At 62.0% G+C, this 20,680-nt stretch carries 25 protein-coding genes; 13 read left to right on the plus strand and 12 right to left on the minus strand.

What is annotated here, in order from left to right; all coding sequences use genetic code 11:
- The first annotated feature begins 30 nt into the window (after window positions 1-30).
- Genes AC1D1J_RS12885 through folK form a run of 5 tightly spaced genes read left to right on the plus strand, consistent with a single transcriptional unit; the run spans window position 31 to window position 4,663 of the window.
- Complete coding sequence (locus tag AC1D1J_RS12885) at window positions 31-1,107, plus strand: AI-2E family transporter (RefSeq protein WP_477687946.1); 1,077 nt, start codon at window positions 31-33, stop codon at window positions 1,105-1,107.
- A gap of 34 nt (window positions 1,108-1,141) precedes the next feature.
- Window positions 1,142-1,828, plus strand: coding sequence for a DnaA regulatory inactivator Hda (hda, locus tag AC1D1J_RS12890; protein WP_457279795.1), 687 nt, complete (start codon window positions 1,142-1,144; stop codon window positions 1,826-1,828).
- A gap of 17 nt (window positions 1,829-1,845) precedes the next feature.
- The gene (locus AC1D1J_RS12895) at window positions 1,846-2,523 is read left to right on the plus strand and encodes an HAD family hydrolase (RefSeq protein WP_477687945.1); all 678 of its coding nucleotides are present in this window, start codon (window positions 1,846-1,848) and stop codon (window positions 2,521-2,523) included.
- A 6-nt stretch (window positions 2,524-2,529) separates the two neighbouring features.
- A complete protein-coding gene (gene pcnB / locus AC1D1J_RS12900; RefSeq protein ID WP_477687944.1) occupies window positions 2,530-4,155 on the plus strand; it encodes a polynucleotide adenylyltransferase PcnB in 1,626 nt (541 codons plus the stop codon).
- Window positions 4,156-4,162: 7 nt separating this feature from the next.
- Window positions 4,163-4,663: a 2-amino-4-hydroxy-6-hydroxymethyldihydropteridine diphosphokinase gene (gene folK, locus AC1D1J_RS12905; RefSeq protein ID WP_477694879.1), complete on the plus strand. Its 501-nt coding sequence runs from the start codon at window positions 4,163-4,165 to the stop codon at window positions 4,661-4,663.
- A gap of 20 nt (window positions 4,664-4,683) precedes the next feature.
- On the opposite strand, the gene AC1D1J_RS12910 is transcribed toward folK, so the two are convergent.
- Window positions 4,684-5,037 carry a hypothetical protein gene (locus AC1D1J_RS12910; protein ID WP_477687942.1) on the minus strand — a complete coding sequence of 118 codons (354 nt, stop codon included), beginning with the start codon at window positions 5,035-5,037 and terminating at the stop codon, window positions 4,684-4,686.
- 7 nt (window positions 5,038-5,044) lie between these two features.
- The gene (pdxH, locus tag AC1D1J_RS12915; RefSeq protein ID WP_477694880.1) at window positions 5,045-5,695 is read right to left on the minus strand and encodes a pyridoxamine 5'-phosphate oxidase; all 651 of its coding nucleotides are present in this window, start codon (window positions 5,693-5,695) and stop codon (window positions 5,045-5,047) included.
- A gap of 103 nt (window positions 5,696-5,798) precedes the next feature.
- Here pdxH and AC1D1J_RS12920 point away from each other — a divergent pair, with 103 nt between their 5' ends.
- The 4 genes from AC1D1J_RS12920 (at window position 5,799) to AC1D1J_RS12935 (ending at window position 9,856) form a co-directional block, all read left to right on the plus strand.
- Window positions 5,799-6,371, plus strand: a complete 573-nt coding sequence (locus tag AC1D1J_RS12920; RefSeq protein WP_477647368.1) for a TetR/AcrR family transcriptional regulator — start codon at window positions 5,799-5,801, stop codon at window positions 6,369-6,371.
- Between the two features lie 157 nt (window positions 6,372-6,528).
- Window positions 6,529-6,987: a (2Fe-2S)-binding protein gene (locus tag AC1D1J_RS12925; protein ID WP_457279289.1), complete on the plus strand. Its 459-nt coding sequence runs from the start codon at window positions 6,529-6,531 to the stop codon at window positions 6,985-6,987.
- Between the two features lie 26 nt (window positions 6,988-7,013).
- On the plus strand, window positions 7,014-9,308 hold the full coding sequence (locus tag AC1D1J_RS12930; RefSeq protein WP_477694881.1) for a xanthine dehydrogenase family protein molybdopterin-binding subunit: 2,295 nt from the start codon (window positions 7,014-7,016) through the stop codon (window positions 9,306-9,308).
- Window positions 9,308-9,856, plus strand: a complete 549-nt coding sequence (locus tag AC1D1J_RS12935) for a nucleotidyltransferase family protein (protein ID WP_477687938.1) — start codon at window positions 9,308-9,310, stop codon at window positions 9,854-9,856. The genes AC1D1J_RS12930 and AC1D1J_RS12935 overlap by 1 nt, the downstream gene beginning before the upstream one ends.
- Before the next feature lie 145 nt (window positions 9,857-10,001).
- On the opposite strand, the gene AC1D1J_RS12940 is transcribed toward AC1D1J_RS12935, so the two are convergent.
- Together AC1D1J_RS12940 and AC1D1J_RS12945 are read right to left on the minus strand one after the other, a co-directional pair.
- Window positions 10,002-10,526, minus strand: a complete 525-nt coding sequence (locus AC1D1J_RS12940) for a superoxide dismutase family protein (protein WP_477694882.1) — start codon at window positions 10,524-10,526, stop codon at window positions 10,002-10,004.
- An 87-nt stretch (window positions 10,527-10,613) separates the two neighbouring features.
- Complete coding sequence (locus tag AC1D1J_RS12945) at window positions 10,614-11,159, minus strand: gamma-glutamylcyclotransferase (protein ID WP_477687973.1); 546 nt, start codon at window positions 11,157-11,159, stop codon at window positions 10,614-10,616.
- Window positions 11,160-11,460: 301 nt separating this feature from the next.
- Between AC1D1J_RS12945 and AC1D1J_RS12950 the strand changes: the two genes are divergently transcribed.
- The 3 genes from AC1D1J_RS12950 to eda all read left to right on the plus strand — a co-directional run bounded on the left by AC1D1J_RS12950 (window position 11,461) and on the right by eda (window position 14,497).
- Window positions 11,461-11,862, plus strand: a complete 402-nt coding sequence (locus tag AC1D1J_RS12950) for an OmpA family protein (protein WP_477687936.1) — start codon at window positions 11,461-11,463, stop codon at window positions 11,860-11,862.
- A gap of 164 nt (window positions 11,863-12,026) precedes the next feature.
- Window positions 12,027-13,844 (plus strand): phosphogluconate dehydratase, encoded by a 1,818-nt coding sequence (edd, locus tag AC1D1J_RS12955; RefSeq protein ID WP_477694883.1) that lies wholly within the window; start codon window positions 12,027-12,029, stop codon window positions 13,842-13,844.
- On the plus strand, window positions 13,835-14,497 hold the full coding sequence (gene eda / locus AC1D1J_RS12960) for a bifunctional 4-hydroxy-2-oxoglutarate aldolase/2-dehydro-3-deoxy-phosphogluconate aldolase (protein WP_477687934.1): 663 nt from the start codon (window positions 13,835-13,837) through the stop codon (window positions 14,495-14,497). The genes edd and eda overlap by 10 nt, the downstream gene beginning before the upstream one ends.
- Window positions 14,498-14,597: 100 nt before the next feature.
- Here eda and gloA read toward each other — a convergent pair whose 3' ends face one another.
- The 7 genes from gloA to AC1D1J_RS12995 all read right to left on the minus strand — a co-directional run bounded on the left by gloA (window position 14,598) and on the right by AC1D1J_RS12995 (window position 19,145).
- Window positions 14,598-15,008, minus strand: a complete 411-nt coding sequence (gene gloA, locus AC1D1J_RS12965; RefSeq protein WP_477687933.1) for a lactoylglutathione lyase — start codon at window positions 15,006-15,008, stop codon at window positions 14,598-14,600.
- Window positions 15,009-15,157: 149 nt separating this feature from the next.
- The gene (locus AC1D1J_RS12970) at window positions 15,158-16,873 is read right to left on the minus strand and encodes an ATP-binding response regulator (protein ID WP_477694884.1); all 1,716 of its coding nucleotides are present in this window, start codon (window positions 16,871-16,873) and stop codon (window positions 15,158-15,160) included.
- A gap of 101 nt (window positions 16,874-16,974) precedes the next feature.
- Complete coding sequence (locus tag AC1D1J_RS12975) at window positions 16,975-17,322, minus strand: N-acetyltransferase (protein WP_477687931.1); 348 nt, start codon at window positions 17,320-17,322, stop codon at window positions 16,975-16,977.
- Window positions 17,323-17,345: 23 nt separating this feature from the next.
- Window positions 17,346-17,648 carry a hypothetical protein gene (locus AC1D1J_RS12980; protein WP_477687930.1) on the minus strand — a complete coding sequence of 101 codons (303 nt, stop codon included), beginning with the start codon at window positions 17,646-17,648 and terminating at the stop codon, window positions 17,346-17,348.
- Between the two features lie 309 nt (window positions 17,649-17,957).
- Window positions 17,958-18,374, minus strand: a complete 417-nt coding sequence (locus AC1D1J_RS12985; RefSeq protein WP_477687929.1) for a DUF6691 family protein — start codon at window positions 18,372-18,374, stop codon at window positions 17,958-17,960.
- A gap of 10 nt (window positions 18,375-18,384) precedes the next feature.
- On the minus strand, window positions 18,385-18,819 hold the full coding sequence (locus AC1D1J_RS12990; protein WP_477687928.1) for a YeeE/YedE family protein: 435 nt from the start codon (window positions 18,817-18,819) through the stop codon (window positions 18,385-18,387).
- Window positions 18,816-19,145, minus strand: coding sequence for an ArsR/SmtB family transcription factor (locus tag AC1D1J_RS12995; RefSeq protein WP_477687927.1), 330 nt, complete (start codon window positions 19,143-19,145; stop codon window positions 18,816-18,818). The genes AC1D1J_RS12990 and AC1D1J_RS12995 overlap by 4 nt, the downstream gene beginning before the upstream one ends.
- Window positions 19,146-19,223: 78 nt before the next feature.
- Here AC1D1J_RS12995 and AC1D1J_RS13000 point away from each other — a divergent pair, with 78 nt between their 5' ends.
- Window positions 19,224-20,099 carry an MBL fold metallo-hydrolase gene (locus tag AC1D1J_RS13000; protein WP_477687926.1) on the plus strand — a complete coding sequence of 292 codons (876 nt, stop codon included), beginning with the start codon at window positions 19,224-19,226 and terminating at the stop codon, window positions 20,097-20,099.
- Here AC1D1J_RS13000 and AC1D1J_RS13005 read toward each other — a convergent pair.
- A complete protein-coding gene (locus tag AC1D1J_RS13005) occupies window positions 20,096-20,650 on the minus strand; it encodes a PaaI family thioesterase (RefSeq protein WP_477687925.1) in 555 nt (184 codons plus the stop codon). The two genes, AC1D1J_RS13000 and AC1D1J_RS13005, sit on opposite strands and share 4 nt — an antisense overlap.
- Window positions 20,651-20,680: the final 30 nt, after the last annotated feature.

Consider the following 20,680-nt stretch of genomic DNA (forward strand, 5'->3'; position numbering starts at 1 on the left):
TTCCTTCCGGCAAGCTCAACCCAAGGCTGTATGCAATTCACCACCACCCAAAAACGCGCCACCGCCTGGTGCGCCATCGCCGCGCTGGTCATCCTGGCGCTGTGGCTGCTGGGGCCGGTGCTGGCTCCCTTTGTCATTGCAGCCGTGCTGGCCTATGCGTTGACGCCGCTCGTGAACCGGCTGGACGACATGGGCAAGGGCCGCCTGCCGCGCGTGGTGGCGGTGGTGCTGGTGGAGTTCCTCTTCATCGTGGCGCTGCTCGGCCTCTTTTTGCTGATTGTGCCCATCATGGCCAAGGAGCTGCCCGTGCTGCGCGAGCAAGTGCCGCTGCTGGCCGACAGGCTCAACACCAGCCTGGCGCCGTGGCTGGCGCAGTTCGGCATCCATGTCGCGCTGGACGTGGGCAGCATCAAGGCCTTTGTACTCAAATACCTCAATGCCAATTTTGAAGACCTGTTCGGCTCGCTGATGTCGTCACTCAAGCTGGGCGGCAGCGTGGCGCTGGCCATCATCGGCAATGCGGTGCTGATTCCCGTGGCGCTGTTTTACCTGCTGATGGACTGGGACAAGTTTGTCGCTCGCGTGCTCGAACTGGTGCCGCCGCACCTGCGCGCGGGTTTTGACAGCTTCACTGACGAAGCCGACTCGGTGCTGGGCCAGTACCTGCGCGGCCAGTTGCTGGTCATGCTGATCATGGCGGTGTTCTATGCCGTGGGGTTGGCGCTGTTCGGCCTGGACCTGGCCCTGCCCATCGGTGTTTTTACCGGCCTGGCGATGTTCATTCCTTACCTGGGCTTTGGCCTGGGCCTGATGCTCGCGGTGCTGGCCGGCCTGCTGGAGTTCGCTTCGCTCAAGGCGCTCGTCATGGTCGCCGTGGTCTACGGCATCGGGCAACTGGTGGAAAGCCTGTACCTCACGCCGCGGCTGGTGGGCGAGCGCATCGGCCTGCACCCGCTGGCGGTGATTTTTGCCTTGCTGGCTTTCGGCCAGATGTTCGGCTTTGTCGGTGTGCTGGTGGCGCTGCCGGCCAGTGCGGTGCTGCTGGTGGGCATACGCCGCATTAAAGCCAGCTATATGGCCAGCCGGCTTTACAACAAGGCCGGCTAAGGCTCAACAGGGTCAGGATGAACGCATGGCGGGCATGAAACAGATTGCGCTGGACATCGGGCTGGCTTCAGCTCCGTCGTTCGCCAATTTTTTTGGCGGGCCGAACGAAGCCGCGCTCCGGCATCTGGAACTGTGGGCCGGCAACACGCTGCGCTCGCCGGTGCCTACCTACCTCTGGGGTGAAGCCGCCAGCGGGAAAACCCATTTGCTGAAAGCCGTGCGCGAAGCGCTGCGCGAGCAGGGCGCCGCCAGCGGCTGGATGGACGCCTCCATGCTGGAGCCGCCCGAGTTCAACGAATCCTGGGCGGCCGTCATCCTGGACGACTGCCATCTCTACACCGCGGTGCAGCAGCAGGCGGCCTTCAACTGGTTTGTGAATGCGCTGAGCGCGCCCGACGGACGTCCGCGCTGGGTGCTGGCCGCCGGCCAGATGCCGCCGGCCGACCTGGCGCTGCGCGAAGACCTGCGCACCCGCCTGGGCTGGGGCCATGTGTTTGCCCTGCAAGCCCTGACCGAACCCGAGCGGCGCGCCGTGCTGCGGCGCGAGGCCGATGCGCGCGGCGTGTTCCTGAGCGACGAGGCCATGGATTTCATGCTGACCCGCTTTTCGCGCGACCTGGGCAGCCTGATGCAGCTGCTTGACCAACTGGATGCATACGCCCTGCAAACCAAACGGGCTATCACGATTCCCCTGATCAAATCGATGCTGGAGAGTGAATAAGTGACTGTGACTGCGAAATGACTGCTTCCCGCAAGATTGCTTTATTTGACCTGGATCACACGCTGATCCCCATCGATTCCGACTACGAATGGGGCGAATTCACCATTGCGCTGGGCTGGTGCGACAGCACCGAGTTCAAGCGCCGTAACAATGAATTTTTTGAGCACTACCGCGCCGGCACGCTCGACATCCACGAATACGTGCGCTTTGCCACTGAAGCCATCCGCAAGCAGGGCGCTATCAATTCAGGAGCTGGTCACGCCCGATTCATGCGGGACGTGGTGCAAAAAGCCATCACAAAACAGGCGCTGGCGCTGGTAGATGGCCACAGGGCCGCGGGCGATGAACTGGTCATCGTCACTGCCACCAACGAGTTCGTCACGCGGCCCATCGCCGACGCTTTCGGGGTGAAAGAGCTGATCGCGGTCGAGCTGGAGCGCGACGCCGACGGCTGGGTGACCGGCGAGATCAGCGGCACACCCTCGGCGCGCGAAGGCAAGGTCACCCGCGTGGAACAATGGCTGGCGGCCCGAGACCTCGGCTGGAACGACGTGGAAACCACGTTTTACACCGACTCCCTGAACGATATTGCCCTGCTGGAGAAGGCCACCCACCCCGTCGCCACCAACCCGGACGCCCGCCTGCGGGCCCTGGCGGCAGAGCGCGGATGGCGCATACTTGACCTGTTTATCTAGTTATCCATGATCAAAAAATTTATCGACAAGCTGTTTGGCAAATCAGACGGCACAGAGTCCGGCACCAAGCGGGTCAAAAAATCACCTTTCGGTCAGCGTCAGGATGTCACCGTCAAGGAACACGGCATTGACGTCTCGCTGGTGGACGACCGCGCCATGGACGTGGTGCGCACGCTGAAAGACGCCGGCTACGAGGCCTACATCGTGGGCGGTGCGGTGCGTGATTTGCTGGTCGGCCTGCGCCCCAAGGACTTTGACGTTGCCACAGACGCCACGCCCGAGCAGGTCAAGTCGCTGTTTCGCCGCGCCTTCATCATCGGGCGGCGCTTTCGCATCGTGCACGTCATCTACGGCCGCGGACGAGAGCATGAAGTGATCGAGGTCTCGACCTTCCGCGCGCACCTTGACAGCAGCCTGGCCGAGCAGGTTGGCGGCAACGAGCGCACCAGCAAGAGCGAGCTCGCCGGCATGAAGCATGCGGTTGACGCCTCCGGCCGCGTGCTGCGCGACAACGTCTGGGGCCCGATCGAGCAAGACGCCGCGCGCCGCGACTTCACCATCAATGCGATGTACTACGACCCCGAGACGCAGGTGGTGGTCGACTATCACAACGGCATCAAGGACGCGAAGAAAAAGATCATCCGCATGATCGGCAACCCGGCCGTGCGTTACCGCGAAGACCCGGTGCGCATCATCCGGGCTGTGCGCTTTGCCGCCAAGCTCAGCGCGCTGGGTTTCAAGTTTGAAGACAAGACGGTGGCCCCTCTGCGCGAGATGAAGGGCCTGCTGGCTGATGTGCCGCAGTCACGCCTTTTTGACGAAATGCTCAAGCTGCTGCAGACCGGCCATTCACTGGCCAGCATCGCGCAGCTCAAATTCCTCGGGCTGGGCACCGGCATTTATCCGTTACTCGACGTGGTGGTGGAAAACGCTGACGAACCTTTTCTGAAGCTCGCCCTGCAAGACACCGACCGCCGCGTCGGCGAAGGCAAGCCGGTGGCGCCCAGCTTCCTGTTGTCGTGCGTGCTGTGGTTTGACGTGCGCGAAGGCTGGGAGCGGCGCAAAAAGCGCGGCGAACACCTCATGCCGGCTTTGCAAGACGCGATTGACGATGCCTTCAACGCCAAGATCGGCGACGTGTCGGGCCGCGGCAAGCTGGGCACCGACATGCGCGAGATCTGGACCATGCAGCCCCGCTTTGAAAAGCGCACCGGCAGCGCGCCGTATTCGCTGCTGGACCAACCCCGCTTTCGCGCCGGCTTTGACTTTTTGCGCCTGCGCGCGCAGACCGGCGAGATCGAAATGGAGCTCGCCGAGTGGTGGGAAAAATTCAGCACCGCCTACGACGACGAGCGCCACGCCATGATTGAAGAGGCGCGCCAGGCGCAGCAGAACAAGCCGCAGGCACCGCGTGTGCGTGTCAAGCGCCCGGATGCCGAGCCTGGCTCAGCGCAAGCCGAACGCACCACGCCCGATGCGGCGGATGTCTCTGGCGAGCAGGGCGACGCCGCCCCCGCCAAAAAGCGCCGCCGCCGCCGCAAGCCAGCCAACCGTGGTGGAGCAGGCGGGGCCGGAGGTGCAGGCGGCGATGCTGCTGCTTCGCCTTCATCGGACAGCACTCCCAACGCCTGATAGCCGCATGGTTTGCGCCTACGTTGCCCTGGGCGCCAACCTCGGTGATGCTGCGGCGGCCTTGAGGCAAGCCGTTCAGGCGATAGGCCAGCTGCCGCTCACGCAGGTCCGCCAATCTTCCAGCCTCTATCAAACAGCGCCGCTGGATACCGATGCGGACGAGGAATCTGCGGCCCCCGGCAACGATTACCTCAACGCCGTAGTCGAACTCGAAACTGGTTTGACCGCCCCCGCATTGCTGGATCACTTGCAACACATCGAGCAGGAGGCCGGCCGGGAAAGACCGTACCGCAACGCACCCCGCACACTGGATCTGGATCTGCTGCTCTACGGCAGCGCCCGTATGGAGTCAGAGCACCTTACGCTGCCGCACCCGCGCATGAGGCAGCGGGCTTTTGTACTGGTGCCATTGGCGGAGATCGCGCCTGAATGGGTCAGCGCAGAGCAGTTGGCGGGAGTGGCGCATCAGTCCATAACGCGGCTGGACCACCTAATTGACCGCACCTAAGCAGGTAGATGGTTTGACATTTACAGATGCTGGAGATACTTGGCCCAAATCATTCCCATACATCCAAGAATGGCGCCGAGCAGAGTGGCCAACATTAGCGCATCGCCAGACCAGTTCCAGAGGAAGGCTAAGGCTGCGCCTGAGGCAGCGCCGATAAGAGTGCGCGCGAATGAATTCTCTTTGACCTTGCATGGGGACTCAGGGTCGAATGCAAGAATGCCGCCCACGAGAAACCCAAAACACCCGGAAGTTGCAATCCACATGAGCAGGCCACTGAAGGGGCCGCCGTGAAGAAAAGTCTGCAGGAGGGTATGCAGAGCAAACACTCCAGCTCCGACGGCCGCAACAAGAAACCCCTTTGCGATCCACTTCATTTCAGCCTTAGGGCGCCAGCCGTTCGCGCAGCCAGTTCGCGTCATCCTGGAGCGTGTACCGCAGCCGGTCATGCAGCCGGCTTTTGCGGCCTTGCCAGAACTGCCAGCTGTCGGGTTTCAGGCGGTAGCCGCCCCAGTGCGGCGGGCGCGGGGGTTGCAGCAAAAATTTGGCGCCGTATTTGGCCGCATTGGCCACCAGCACGCTGCGTCCGGCGATCACTTCGCTTTGCGGGCTGGCCCAGGCGCCTATGCGCGAATCCAGCGGGCGGGTGCTGAAGTAAGCGTCGCTTTCTTCGGCAGAGACTTTTTCGACCACGCCTTCAATGCGAACCACGCGTTCAAGCTCTACCCAGTGAAATTGCAATGCCGCATACGGGTTGCCGGCCAGTTCCTGGCCCTTGCGGCTGTCGTAGTTGGTAAACCAGCTGATGCCGTGCTCGTCATAGCCCTTGATCAGCACGATGCGGGTGGAGGGGCGCAGGTTGCTGGCCACGGTGGCCAGCGTCATGGCGTTGGGTTCGGGCACTTCGGCGGTGATGGCTTCTTTCAGCCACTGGTCGAATTGCTGGAGCGGGTTTGCGGCTGATGCGTCTTCGTTGAGTTCGGCGCGTTCATAGCTTTTGCGCAGGTCGGCAATGGAGAGGGTGGGCTGGCTCATGGCTCTGATTGTGCCCGCACAGGCCATGTCCTTGCCTGCGGTAGACCTCGACAGAGGGCGGGCTTGATACCGAATTAATATTCGTTTATATTCACACCCTTCCATGAAGCCCAAAGACGACGAAAAGCAGCGCGCCATTGCGGAGGCCACCTTCAACCTGGTGGCCCAGACCGGCCTGAGCGGCCTGACCATGGCCGACATTGCCCGCACCGCCGGCATCGCCACCAGCACGCTGTACGTCTACTACCCGTCCAAAGACGAGCTGATCAGCCAGCTTTATGAAGAAGCCAAGACCGCGACCATGCTGCGCCTGATGGATGGTGTGGTGCCCGGGACCCCTCTGCGCAGCCGGGTACGCCGACTCTGGGGCAACCTGCTGCGGCACCGGCTGGAGCGTTATGCCGAGGTCGTGTTCCAGGAGCAGTACTACAACTCTCCCTGGTTTACGCAGGGAAACCGCGAGTTGTCGACCCGGCTGGCGGCGAGCTTCTTTGCATTGATCGAGGAGGGCCAGAAGCAGGAGATTTTCAAGCCTGTGCCCTTGCCGTTGTTAACGGCTACCCTGGTGGGCTCGGTGCGGGAAACCGCCAACCTGATACGCACCCAGGTGCTGCCCGATGACGAGGCGGTGCACCAGGCGGCATTTACCCTTTGCTGGGACGCCATCAAGGCCTGAATCTTTGAAACGCCTCTGAAAGGCAATACCCCTCATTTCTGCATGCCCAAGTTTTTACGGATAAAACCCTGATTTAAGCGAATATAAATTCGACAAGTAGCGCTCCCTTTTTCTCCCTTTTGATTTCCCCCTAACAAAAACCGCAAGGAGTTCCACGATGCCCACCCTCAACATCAACGGCAAGGACGTATCCGTCAACGCCGACCAATCGACCCCCATTCTCTGGGCCCTGCGTGACACGCTGGGCATGACCGGCACCAAGTTCGGCTGCGGTGCGGCGCTGTGCGGCGCGTGTACCGTGCATCTCAACGGCGCGGCCATACGCTCGTGCATCACGCCGATTTCTGCCGCTGCTGGCCAGAAGATCACCACCATCGAAGCGGTTGCCACCGACCGCGTCGGCAAAGCCGTGCAGGACGCCTGGGTCAAACATGACGTGGCGCAGTGCGGCTATTGCCAGAGCGGCCAGGTGATGAGCGCCACCGCCTTGCTCAAGTCCAATGCCAAACCGAGCGATGCCGACATCGACGGCGCCATGGCCGGCAACATCTGCCGCTGCGGCACCTATGTACGCATTCGCGCCGCCATCAAAGACGCCGCCCAGGCACTGGCTTAACTGGTTTAAAGAAGGAGAACAACATCATGTATTCCAATTCCCCAGACACCTTTGATATCGCTTCTCAACTGCCAAAAGGTCTTCAGGCCCTTATGAATAGGGCGCAAGCAGCTACCAAAACCATAGCAGATGCTGAACTGCCGCGGCGCAGCTTTCTCAAGGTCGCGACCGCCGGTGGCTTTGCACTCGGCGCTTTTCCGATGTTGACGCAAGCGCAAACCATGGCCACAGCCGGCGCACCCGCTGCCTCCAGCCTGAAGCCCACCCAGCAGCCATCCGCATTCGTGCGCATCGACAAGGACGGCACGGTGACCGTCACCATCAACCGGCTCGACTTCGGGCAAGGTGTGCAGACTGGCCTTCCCATGATCCTGGCCGAAGAACTCGACGCGGACTGGAGCCTTGTGAAGAGCCAGCATGGCAACGCCGATCCGGCCTATGTGGACCCGGCTTTCGGCATGCACCTCACGGGTGGCTCGGGCTCGATCAAAAACTCGTACACGCAGTACCGCGAGCTGGGCGCGCGCACCCGCGCCATGCTGGTCTCGGCAGCCGCGGCGCAGTGGGGCGTTGATGCCGGCAGCCTGCGCACCCAACAAGGCGTGGTGATTGGCCCCGGCGGCAAGCGCCTGACATACGGCGAGCTGGCCGAAGCGGCCATGAAGCTGCCGGTGCCGGAGGCCGTCACGCTCAAGGACCCGAAACAGTTCCGCATCATCGGCAAGCCTACAGGGCGCTTGGATGCACGCGCCAAATCCACCGGCAACCAAAGCTACGGCATCGACGTGCGCCTGCCCGGCATGCTGACGGCAGTGGTGGCGCACCCGCCGGTGTTTGCCGGCAAGCTCAAGTCACTGGACGACACCGCGGCCAAAGCCATTCCCGGCGTGAAGGCCGTGCTGCGCGTGCCGCTGGACCGCGGCGGCGAAGGCGTGGCGGTAGTGGCCGAAGGCTACTGGGCCGCCAAGCAGGGCCGTGATGCGCTCAAGGTCGAGTGGGACACCAGCGGCGTCGAGAAGGTCGACAGCATGCAGCAACTGGCCAGCTACCGCGCGCTGGCGCAGAAAACCGGCGCACTCAAGTACAAGGATGACATCAGCAAGCTGGTGTCTGCACCCAGGAAGATCAGCGCCGAGTTTGTCTTTCCTTACCTCGCCCATGCACCCATGGAGCCGCTCAATTGCACGGTGCAATTGAGCGGCGAGGGCGCAGGCGCCAAGGCCGAACTCTGGCTGGGCACGCAGATGCCAGGCCTGGACACCATGGCCGCTTCCAAGGCCCTGGGCGTGGCGCCGCAAAACGTGAAGATGAGTGTGCAGATGGCCGGCGGCGGCTTTGGCCGGCGCGCGATTGCCACCAGCGATTACGTGGTGGAGGCTTGCAATGTGGCGAAGGCGGCGCGCGGCGCAGGGTTGACGGCTGCGGTGCGCACGCTGTGGAGCCGCGAAGACGACATCAAGGGCGGTTACTACCGTCCCATGCATGTGCACCGCGCCGAGATCGGCTTTAACGACAAAGGCGAGATCCTGGGTTGGGACCACGTCATCGTCGGCCAGTCCATCGTCGGCGGCACGCCGTTTGAAGCCTTTATGGTCAAGGACGGCGTGGACGGTACCATGGTTGAAGGCATGAAAGAGCCTTACGATATTCCGATGCGTCTGTCTGTGCATCACCCCAAGCTCAATGTGCCGGTGCTCTGGTGGCGCAGCGTGGGTTCTACCCACACGGCGTACGTCATGGAAACATTGATTGACGAAGTCGCGCGCAGCAGCGGGCAAGACCCTGTGGCTTACCGCATGAAGCAGTTTGGCAGCAAGCACCCGCGCCACGCGGCCGCGCTGCAGCTGGCGGTCGACAAATCCGGTTACGGCAAACGCACTTTGCCCGCCGGGCGCGCCTGGGGTGTGGCGGTGCATGAGTCGTTCAACACCGTGGTGGCTTATGTGGTCGAGGCATCCGTCAAGGACAACACGCCGGTGCTGCACGGCATCACCGCAGGCGTGCATTGCAACCTCGCCATCAACCCGACCAGCATTGAAGCGCAGGTGCAGGGCGCGGCGCTGATGGGCTTGTCGATGTGCCTGCCGGGTGCGGCCATCACGCTCAAGGACGGTGTGGTCGAGCAAAGCAACTTTGGCGACTTCCCGGTGCCGCGCATCACCGACATGCCGACGGTTGCCGTCTTCATCGTGCCTAGCGCCGATGCGCCCACGGGTCTGGGCGAGCCCGGCCTGCCGCCGTTGGCCCCCGCCTTTGCCAATGCGATCGCCAAGCTCACCGGTAAACCGGCGCCGCGCGAGCTGCCTTTCAAGCTGGCGTGATGGCAGGCGGCAAGCCCACGGTGCTGGTGCTGGCCTCGGGCCGGGGTGAGCGCTTTGCCGCGTCGGGCGGGGGCACGCACAAGCTGCAGGCGCTGCTGGCCGGCAAGCCGGTGCTGCAGCACACGCTGGACGCCGTGGCTGCCAGCGGCTTGCCCTGGCACCTGGAAGATGCCGGCCACCCGGGCATGGGCGACTGCATCGCGGCCGCCGTGCGGGCCACGCCCGAAGCTGCGGGCTGGTTGATTTTGCCGGGTGATTTGCCGCTGGTGCAGAGCGCCACGCTGCAGGCGGTGGCCGACGCACTGGCGCAGCATGCGGTGGTGGTGCCGATGTTCAAGGGGACGCGCGGCCACCCGGTCGGGTTTTCGGCCGCGTGCCGCGATGCGTTGCTGGATTTAAAGGGAAATCAGGGTGCGGCGCCCGTTGTACGGGCGCAAGCAGCTATCAATTCTGTAGCATTCATTGACGTGGCCGATGAAGGCGCAGTCACCGATATCGACACGCTGGACGACCTGCGCCGCGCTGGGGAACGATTCTCCACGCGCTGATTGCGAAGTAAACGCCAGCCCGAGAGACGGCGAACCGCCGTGGCGGGCTCATCCAAGCCGGGGCCGCGGAACCGGCTTCGCCGGGCCGCAGGCGCAGCGCCCCCTCGGGGGACAGAGAGCTACGCGAAGCGAGCGAACGTGGGGGCTAGCTTCTAATCACCGCGCAAGCCAGCCGTGGCCCGGAGTTACCGGTGGGCTGGGTTTTGTAGTCGTCGGGGTCGCGGTGAACGATCAGGCCCTTGCCGACGATGTCGGTCGTGCCGTTGCCAACTGAAAGGGTCTTTGATTCAAAGCTGAATTTCGCGACGCCGCTGGCATCGGCTTTCAGGCTGGGCAGGTCGCCGGTGTGGTGGGCCATGTCGGCATGGCTGCCGTGCTGCTGGCCCGTGGGGTTGAAGTGCCCGCCCGCGCTCATGCCGTCGCCGCTGGAGCAATCGCCTTTTTCATGCACATGAAAGCCATGCTCGGCATTGGGTTTGAGCCCGCGTATCTCACCCGAAACCAGTACCTTGTCCCCGCTCTGCACGAAGCTGACGGTGCCGGAGGCGGTATTGCCGGTAGTGCTTTGCAGTTGGGCCGCGGCGCGCGGGCCGTTCATGGATGAGGCGCAAGCGGCCAGTACAAAGGCGGCGGCAAGGGCGGTGGCGAGCGGTGCCGGGTGGTATTTCATGATGCAGGTCTCCTGATGGTTGATTCAATGGCTGACTGTAGGGCGCCTTGCCCCTGCTGACAAGGCCGGGGCCTCCGCTGTCTGGACCTATTTGGCCAGCTCCAGCAGCTTGCCCAGTGCGTGGTCGTGAATTCCCAGGGTTTTAAGTTTGTCGTAGGTGAGTTGCGCATATTCGCGCGTGGTGCCGTAGCGCCCGCACGAGTCCGAAAAAATCTGCCGGTAAACGTCTGCGCTGAGCACGCCCGTATGGTTGGGGCTGCGCTTGGACAAGGTGAAGGCCAGCGCCCGCACATTGCCCTCTGCAGTCTGGCAACGCAGCCACTTGGGGTCGTACACGCCGTTGGGCATTTCGCGTTCCCACAGCGCGGGCAGGGCGCCGGCAACCTGCGCCTGCGGTATCCGAAACACCATCCCCTTGCAGCTGCCGCCGTGCAGGAGGCCAAACACCAGGCCCGGGCACTCCGGCGTGCCGCGGTTCAGGCGGCTCCACATCTTCAGGGCGCGGTGGTAGCCGTGGATGGTCGCAAAACGTTCCTCGGCATGTTCAAACTCCGGACGCCAGATGAGCGAGGCATAGGCGAAGATCCAGAGATCGCTTTTACCGCCCCATTCGCGGATGACGGTCTCAAGCATGTGGTCCGGGTTGCGGGAAACGCTGATGCCTGGGCTGGCGGCTTGTTTGGCTGAATTTTCCACAGCCGCACTTTACAATGCGTTGAGTTTTTGTGACGGATTTAGTGACGGGAGTGGGGCAATGTTTTCTCAGGACGATGAGGGCCAGCAAGGCTTGGTGTTGGCGGTCGTTCTCGGCCTCGTGGCTTTCGTAATCGCGCTGGTGGTGGGGCTTTGCATGCATCGGCTCAGCCGGGCGCCTTCCGCCGCTGTTGCCCCTGCCCAAATACCCCAGCCTATGCCAGCGCCGGAGGTGGCGCCGATGCCTGCCCTGCCAGCCAGCACCGTGGACGGTGCCGCGAGCATTGCCGGCCAGGCTTCGCAGGCTGCGGCCGACGCCGCCAGCGTGAAGGTGGAGCAGGGCGCGGTGCGGTTTTATTTTGCCTCGGGCGATGCAGACCTTGCGGACGGTGCGGGTGCTGCCCTGGGTGAAGTGGTCAAGGCCGCCAAGGCTGGCCGCACGCTGGTGATCACCGGTTTTCACGATGCCACAGGGGACGCCCAGAAAAATGCAGCGCTTGCCCGGCAGCGCGCCCTTGCCGTGCGCGAGGCACTGAAGCAGGCCGGTGTTTCCGATCGCCAGATCGTGCTGAAAAAACCCGAGCAGCTTGTGGGTGGCGGCAGCGACGCCGAAGCGCGGCGTGTGGAAATTACCCTCCAGTAAAGCCGCACCCACGGGTTGTTTCAGAACTTTGCAGAACAGCTTTTGCGGCTGCGTTTCGTAACCACCTGGTAACCGTGCGGCGGTAAACAGGCCGGTAACCCGTTACCATAGAGTCAGTAATAAAGTTACATACCCAGTGACTTGACCATGACCGGAGTTACAACATGGCCCTTCACCCCGCAGTTTCAAAAATCACCGCCCGCATCGCAGAGCGCAGCCTTCCCACGCGCAGCGCCTACCTTGCGCACCTGCGCGCTGCCGCCAGCCGCGAACCCGGCCTGGACCGCATGGGTTGCGCCAATGTCGCGCATGCCTTTGCCGGCATGCCGCTGGACGACCGCTTCAAGGTGGTGACCGAGCGCAAGCCCAACATTGGCATCGTCACTGCCTACAACGACATGTTGTCGGCGCATACCCCGCTCCAGGCCTACCCGGCCTTCATCAAGGACGAGGCGCGCAAGCTGGGTGCCACGGCGCAGGTTGCGGGCGGCGTGCCCGCGATGTGCGACGGCGTGACGCAAGGCACCAGCGGCATGGAACTCAGCCTTTTCAGCCGCGACGTGATTGCGATGGGCACGGCCGTTGCGTTGTCGCACGACATGTTCGACGCCGCGCTGATGCTGGGTGTATGCGACAAGATCGTGCCGGGCCTGCTGATAGGCGCGCTGCATTTCGGCCACCTGCCCACAGTGTTTGTGCCGGCCGGTCCCATGACGTCGGGCATTCCGAACAAGGAAAAAGCCCATGTGCGCGAGCAGGCCGCGCAAGGCCTGGTCGGCCGTGAGGCCCTGCTTGATTCCGAATTCAAGTCCTATCACAGCCCCGGCACCTGCACCTTCTACGGCACCGCCAACAGCAACCAGCTGCTGCTTGAAGCCATGGGCCTGCACGTGCCGGGCACCGCGTTTGTGAACCCCGGCAACGCGCTGCGTGAGGAGCTCACGCGCGAGGCGGCACGCACCGTGCTGGGCATCGTCAAGGCGAAGCGCTTTGCGCCCATCGGCCAGATCGTCGATGAAAAAGCCATTGTCAATGCCATGGTGGCCCTGCTCGCCACCGGGGGCTCCACCAATCACCTGATCCATTGGGTAGCCGTCGCGCATTCGGCCGGCATCGTGATCGACTGGAATGATTTTTCCGACCTCTCCGACGTAGTGCCGACGCTGGCCCACGTCTACCCCAACGGCAGCGCCGACGTGAACCAGTTCCAGGCCGCAGGCGGCCCCGGCTTCATCATTCGCGAATTGCTGGACGCGGGCTTCATGCATGAAGACGTGCTCACGGTGCGTGAAGGCGGCATCCGCGAATACACACGCGAGCCGGCGCTGGCCGGCGCGGCGCTTGCCTGGCACGACGTGGGCGCTTCCAAAGACGAGGCCATCGTGCGCACGCCAGCCAAACCTTTCAGCGCTACAGGGGGACTCAAGCTGCTGCAGGGCAACCTGGGCCGCAGCGTGATCAAGGTCTCCGCCGTGCCCGACGACCGCCATGTCATCGAGGCACCAGCCCGGGTGTTTGATTCGCAGGAAGCCCTTCATCTGGCTTTTAGTGCCGGCGAACTGGAGCGTGACGTGATTTGCGTGGTGCGTTGGCAAGGCCCGCAAGCCAACGGCATGCCCGAGCTGCACAAACTGACGCCGCCGCTGGCCGTGCTGCAGGGCAAGGGATTCAAGGTTGCGCTGGTCACCGACGGCCGCATGAGCGGCGCCTCGGGCAAGGTGCCGGCCGCCATCCATGTGTCGCCCGAAGCCGCTGCCGGCGGCCCGTTGGCGAAAGTGCGCGACGGTGATGTAATTCGTGTGGATGCCATCACCGGCGAATTGAAGGTACTGGTAAACGATGCAGAATGGACCGCCAGGCCGGTCGACACCATGCCTGCCGATTTGCGCGCGGCCAACGGCATCGGTATGGGACGGGAGCTGTTTGCCGGTATGCGCCGTCACGCGCTGACGGCTGAAGAAGGAGCTTTATCGTGGATGTGAACCTGAACGTCAGCGGAAAACTGAGCCCCCTGCAGATCATGCAGGATGCCCCGGTGATACCCGTGATTGTGCTGACCGACGTGAGCCAGGCGGTGCCGCTGGCACGTGCGCTGGTGGCCGGCGGCATTCGGATGCTCGAAGTCACCTTGCGCACGCCGCAAGCGCTGGCCTGCATTGAGGCCATTGCGCGCGATGTGCCGGAAGCCGTGGTGGGTGCCGGCACTGTGCGCAGCGCCGCCGATGCCCAGGCCTGCGCCATGGCCGGTGCACGCTTTGCGGTGAGCCCCGGTTACACCCGTGCGATGGGACAGGCCTGCAAGGATGCCGGCCTGCCGCTGCTGCCAGGGGTGGCTACCGGAAGCGAGATCATGATGGCGCAGGAGGACGGTCTGACGGAACTCAAGTTTTTCCCGGCCATGCAGGCGGGCGGCCCGGCCATGTTGAAGGCCTGGAACGGACCGTTCGGCGACGTGCGGTTTTGCCCCACGGGTGGCGTCACGGTGGCCAATGCACCTGAGTTTCTGGCGCTGCCCAATGTGGTGTGTGTGGGCGGTTCCTGGTTGACCCCTGCGGACACGCTGGCTCGCGGCAACTGGTCACACGTGACCGCGCTGGCTTTTCAGGCCTGCCAGCTGGCACGCAATGCTGCCTGAGCTAGGCAGCCCACCCGCTATTTATGAGGAAAATAGCGCTGCCAGCCTTTCTGGATGAGCGCAAGCAGCTATTAAAAGAATAGCAGCGGAGCGCAATGAACTAACGCAGGCCAGCGCCCGCAGCGCTTTCATCACGCTGGATCAGCTCAATCTTGTAGCCGTCCGGGTCCGTCACAAAGGCAATCACCGTGGTCCCGCCCTTGACCGGGCCGGCCTCGCGCGTGACGTTGCCGCCCGCCGTCTTGATCTTCTCGCAGGCCGCATAGGCGTCTGGCACGCCCAGCGCGATATGGCCAAAAGCCGTGCCTATGTCGTAGCTTTCGGTGCCCCAGTTGTAGGTCAGCTCGATTTCGGCCTGCGCCGGGTTGCCTTCATAGCCGACAAAGGCCAGACTGTATTTGTACTCGGGATTTTCCGAGGTGCGCAGCAGCTTCATGCCAAGAACCTGCGTGTAGAAGTCGATGGAGCGCTGGAGACTGCCAACGCGCAGCATGGTGTGTAGGAGTCGCATGGTGATGAAGGTGGGGAGTGGCGGACTGCCCATTGTCGCCAATCTTCGCTCCCTGTGCAGGCCGCTTGCGTAGGGATGCAAAGGCGATGGCGATGCATGCTGCGCAATGACCGATGGGGGGCTTCGCGGGGTTGGATTTCTCCCCGGGGCTACCTTGTTGCCGCCAAAGCCTCCAGCATTTTTCCTTGCAGCAACTTCATGTCGCCATTTTTCAGGATGTAGCCATTCATGCCGGCGTTCAAGGCTGTCCTGACATCAAGCTCATCGGAGTTCCCGGAAAGTGCGAGGATAAAAATACCCTGATGCTCCCAATCCCGTGAGCGAATCGCCTGAGTCGTCTGCACGCCGTTCAAACCGGGCATGTTCATATCCATCAAGATCAAATCGACGCATGGTGTGCTGTCCAGGTGGGCCAGAACCTGGCGCCCCCCTTCCGCTTCCAGTACTGTCAAGCCCCAGCTTTTCAAGCGCTCGCCCACCATGATGCGGTTAAGTTCGTCGTCTTCGGCCAATATGACGGTTCTGCCTTCCAGCACATTGCCGGGGATGGCCGGGCTGGCTGCCTGCCGAGGCACTTCCGGAGCTATGGCGGCCTTGCCCATCCCGGTTTGCGGTATTGGGGGGAAGGTTAGCGTGAACTGTGTAAATTCACCGACCACGGAGTCGCAATGAATGTCACCACCAAAGCTTTGCATGGTGCGTTTGCAGTACGACAGCCCAAGGCCTGTCCCCTCGGCTTTTCCGGAGGTCATGAAAGACTCGAACAGGTGCGTCAACACCTCCTTGTCGATGCCTGGGCCCGTGTCTCTGACGGTCACCTTGTGATCGTCTATCGTCAGTACGATTGTTGCGCCGGACTTTTGGTCGAGGTAATAGAGCGCGTTCTTGATCAGATTGAAGAGCACAAAAACATAAGGGGTTTCGTCTCCGTAAAAGGTGAAGTCCTTCACGACATTCACCGTGACACTGTCACGTAAGTTGCCACCATCACCGCGCAGGTGCCGATCGGAAAAACTGTATTCGTCCACCGCCTTCTGAGTTATTTTTGCGGCGGATAAATACTCAAATTTGCTTCGGTCCACCGCGCTGGACTTGAAGGAGCCCAGGATCAGGTCAATCACCTGGTTACCCCTGTGTACAGCGATCTCCCCCATGTTGACAAACTGGCGCATGCGGGAAGTGTGTTCGGCGGAGACCGCGATACCGTTCGCGGGCAGCATTTCCCCGATACTCTCCAGGCTCATCTTGGCCTGTGCGAGCGGGTTGCGCATTTCATGGGCGATCGAGCCGGCAAGGGAGTTTGCGATGCGCAATTTTTCGGCATCTATCTGCTTTTCCGAAAGCTTGAATGCGGCGCCACCGATAAGAATCAGCAGGTAGGCCGGAAGCTGGGCCACCATGTCCATGGGTATTGAAGGGTTGGGCGTGATGGCGACGTACAGCAACGCCGCGCTGCCGCAACCGATCACCAACATGGCAATTGTGTTGCGCCAGTCGGCGATCATGACCAGAAAACTGAGCGCGATAAAACAGTTGGAGATCGCGGGGATGCCTCCGTGCCGTTTCAGCGAAAGAAAGACATTGAAAAATGGCAGGCAATAAATCAATGCCCAATAGGAGTAGGAAAAGTAGTATTTTTTAAGTTTCTGTGGCCAGTGATTTTTCATGGCCAGCACGGTAAAGAGAATTACGACCAGCACCCGCATTCCCAGGTCATCGTAGGGACGAGGATTGGGTTTCGTGAACCGTATCAGGTAAAACACCACATAGGTCAGGGCGCCTACGATGCCAATGTATTTGAGCAACGGCCTTCCATGTGCGTGGTAAGCCTCGTAGTGGCCAAAGAGTCTTTTTAACCAGCCCATATATATTTCAATTCTGTTGGCGCGGGAAAACCATCAACAGCAGCCTCTTCCGGTCTCTGGTGGAGGATGCGGCTGCAATATGAAATATTCCCGTGCATGACTTACTGACAGTCAGACGATTTGAGAATGTCCGGTACCTGTCCATGTATCAGGGCAAACGATTCGTCCGCCCCATCCACCCGTATATTGTTGGCGATGGTGGAAAACCCGAAACGCCTGTACAAGCGGCTCAGCACCGGCGTGCAGGAGGCAAAGAGGTCTTGCCCATCAGTATGCCGCGCAAGATACGAAACACCCAAAAATATGCATCGCTTCACAAGATCGGGGCCGCTTCTGTAATCGGGATTGAGCACAAGGCGCCCGATTTCCCAGCTGTTTCGGCAGGTCTCTGGCTCAATCAATTGTTTTTCCGCCAACAGCTTTTCAAGTGAGGTCAGCCCCTTGTGCATGGGAACCAGCCTCAAGGTGCCAATCACCACGCGTTGGAACTCAAACGCAAACACAAAGCCCAATTCGTCTCTTTTTTTTCTTGTTCAAAAAACCGCGCGTCACGGCATCCGGACGGCAGGTTGATGTGGCCGCGCAGGCTCTGGACCTTTTCCATCTTTAACGGAGTATCCAGATGGCAGAGCGTGATTTCCTCGACGAAGTTTCCCCGGGGAGATGCCGAAATGAAGGGTGTTCCCCCGGTGAGGAAAATGGCGCCTGGAGCATCCATCGGCTGGTGCAGAACCTGAAAGGGGGTTGGCGCATGGTCGTTCGGGGAGGTAATCATTGCGTTGCATTTCCAGGTTGAGTGCTTGTCTTGCCAAATGCTCTTATTCTTCTTTTGATGTTCGCGCAGTCTATGCGCCGTGCAAGGCTGAATCAAGCCTTACCCTGTCAGATATAACAGGGGCTTCCCCGCATATTCCGCTTGAATAGCGGGTCGAATCGAAAAAAGAACATAAATTGTCTGCATGCGGACAGTCGGCCGGGACCTTTGGTCCTGGTGCGAGCCCTTCTTCAAGGATATCTTTCGGTCAGATCATCGAACCGGCTTTTTGGAGGGCCATGCCGGCCAAGTGGCGTAGTTGCGTGGGGGCTAGAGCCGCCGTCTTTCGAGCAACTCGAAGACCGCCATCCCGGCCAGCATGGCAAGCACAAACACGGCGGCTTTGGGTTCACCCATGCCAAGGGCCACCAGGCCCGGGCCGGGGCAAAAACCGGCGAGCCCCCACCCCACCCCGAAGAGGGCGCTGCCGGCCACCAGCCTGTGATCCACAGGGCCCGCAGCCGGCAGTTTCATATCGGCGCCCAACAGGGAACGGCGCCTTTTTTTAGCCAGCAGGAAAGCGAAGAGGCCCACGGCAATGGCGCCGGCCATGACAAAGGCCAGCGACGGGTCCCAGGGGCCGGCAAGATCCAGGAAGCCGAGGACCTTGGCGGGATTGGCCATGCCCGAGACGATCAGGCCCAGGCCGAACACCAGGCCCGCCAGCAGGGAAGACAGCAGTAGCATGGTCTTTCTCCTAAAGTTTGAACAGATGGCGCGCCAGAAACACCACAGCAAAACCGGCGCCCATGAAGGTCACCGTGGCCACCAGCGAACGCGGCGACAGCCTTGAAAGCCCGCACACGCCATGGCCGCTGGTGCAGCCCGCGCCATAGCGCGTGCCGATGCCCACCAGCAAGCCGGCGGTGACCAGCAGGCCATAACCGGCATCCACCCGCATGGGGGGCAAGGCCAAGAATGCGGCATAAGCCCATGGAGCGCCGACGAGCCCGGCGATAAAGGCTATCCGCCAGCCGACGTCGCCGCGTACCGGTTTGAGCAATCCACCCAGAATTCCGCTGATGCCGGCGATGCGCCCGTTGAGCAGCACGAACATCGCGGCGGCCAGGCCTATGAGCAGGCCGCCCGCCAGTGCGGACCAGGGTGTGAAAGCGTTCCAGTCCAGGGTCATTGCTTGCGTCCTTCAGGGCAATACAGGCGGTAGAGCAGCGCCAGGATTTCCAGCGTCCCGGGTTCGGCCACGCGGTAATAAATGTTCTTGCCGTCCCGGCGCGGGATGATCACGCCTTCATTGCGCAGCACACCGAGCTGCTGCGAGAGCGTGGGTTGGCGTATGCCCAGGTCCTGCTCGAGCTCGCTCACGCAGCGCTCGCCCTGCGAGAGCTGGCAGAGCAGCAGCAACCGGTCTTCATTGGCCAGTGCCTTGAGCACACCCACGGCTTGCGCAGCCGCGTCGCGAAGCAGTCCGGGGTCCAAAACGGGAGGGGATGATTTCATGGCCGTACGTTGGGGCTTCTTGATATTATATGAAAACATATAATGTGGAGAAAAGCCTCTCCGATGAAAGAACAGTCCATGCCAAGCCCGTTGGATCCCCAGGCATTTTTTGATCCCGTGACCGGGACCGTCACCTATGTCGTGGCGGACAGCGGCACAGGGCAGGCGGCCATCATCGACCCGGTGCTGGGGTATGACTTCAAATCGGGGCGCACCAGCACGGAACTGGCCGACCAGGTGCTGGCCCATGTGGCGCGGCAGGGCCTTCAGGTCGAGTGGATCCTGGAAACCCACGCGCACGCTGACCATCTCTCGGGCGCGCACTACCTGAAGGCGCAGGCCGGCGGCAGGACTGCCATTGGCGAACATATACGCGCCGTGCAGGCCACCTTCAAATCGATTTTTAACCTGGAGCATTCGTTTGCGCCGGATGGCAGCCAGTTCGACCACCTGTTCAGGGACGGCGAGATATTCAGGCTGGGCAACCTGGAGATGAGCGCCCTGCATGTACCCGGCCATACGCCCGCGGACATGGCCTACCTTGCGGGTGACGCCGTGTTTGTGGGCGACACGCTCTTCATGCCCGACGTAGGCACCGCCCGCGCGGATTTCCCGGGCGGCGATGCCCACCAGTTGTACCGCTCTATCCGCAAGCTGCTATTACTGCCGGCAGAAACCCGGATCTTCGTCTGCCACGACTACCCGCCTGGAGAACGTGCGCCTCAGTGGGAAACCACTGTGGGTGAGCAGCGCCGCGCCAATATCCATGTGCATGACGGCATCTCCGAAGAGGCTTTTGTCGCCATGCGCGCGGCCCGGGATGCGACGCTGGGCATGCCCACGCTGATCATTCCTTCCATCCAGGTGAATATCCGGGCGGGCAGCTTGCCGCCGCCTGAAGGCAATGGCGTGAGCTATCTCAAGATTCCTGTCAACGCCTTGGGTGTCGCTTAGCCGACCATCGGTGCCGGCACCTCAAACACCAGGCAAGTCGTCGTCGCATGTGCATACAGTTTGCCGTCCGGCCCCACGATGCGGCCCTCGGCGGTGGCCAGCTGGCGGCCGCAGTGGATGACGGTGCCAATGGCGCGCAGCGGCCCGGTCTTGTGTGAGGCGGCGCGCACGATGTTGATGCTCAGCTCGGCCGTGGTGTAGGCCCGGCCCACCGGCATCATGGTGTGCACGGCGCAGCCTACGGCGGAGTCGAGCAGCGTGGCGTACCAGCCGCCGTGCACGGTGCCCAGCGGGTTGTAGTGCTTGAGCTGCGGTGTGCCCTGAAAGGTGGCTTTACCGGGCTCGATTTCAATCAGCGCAAAGTCCAGTGTTTCGGCAATGTGGGGGTAGGGCAGCTCACCGGCCAGCATTGCCTGCATCACTTCCATGCCGGTCTTGCCCGTCACGTCTTCCGGCCGTGCCAGGCCCGGCTTGCCGCCACCGCCGACCATGCGGGCGCGCACCGCGGCGCTTTGTTCCATCCATTGAGTCAATGTGTCTTGCAGGGTCATGGTATTTATAAATGTTGCATATACAATGAT

It is taken from the genome of Polaromonas sp. P1_F8 (genome assembly GCF_056405635.1).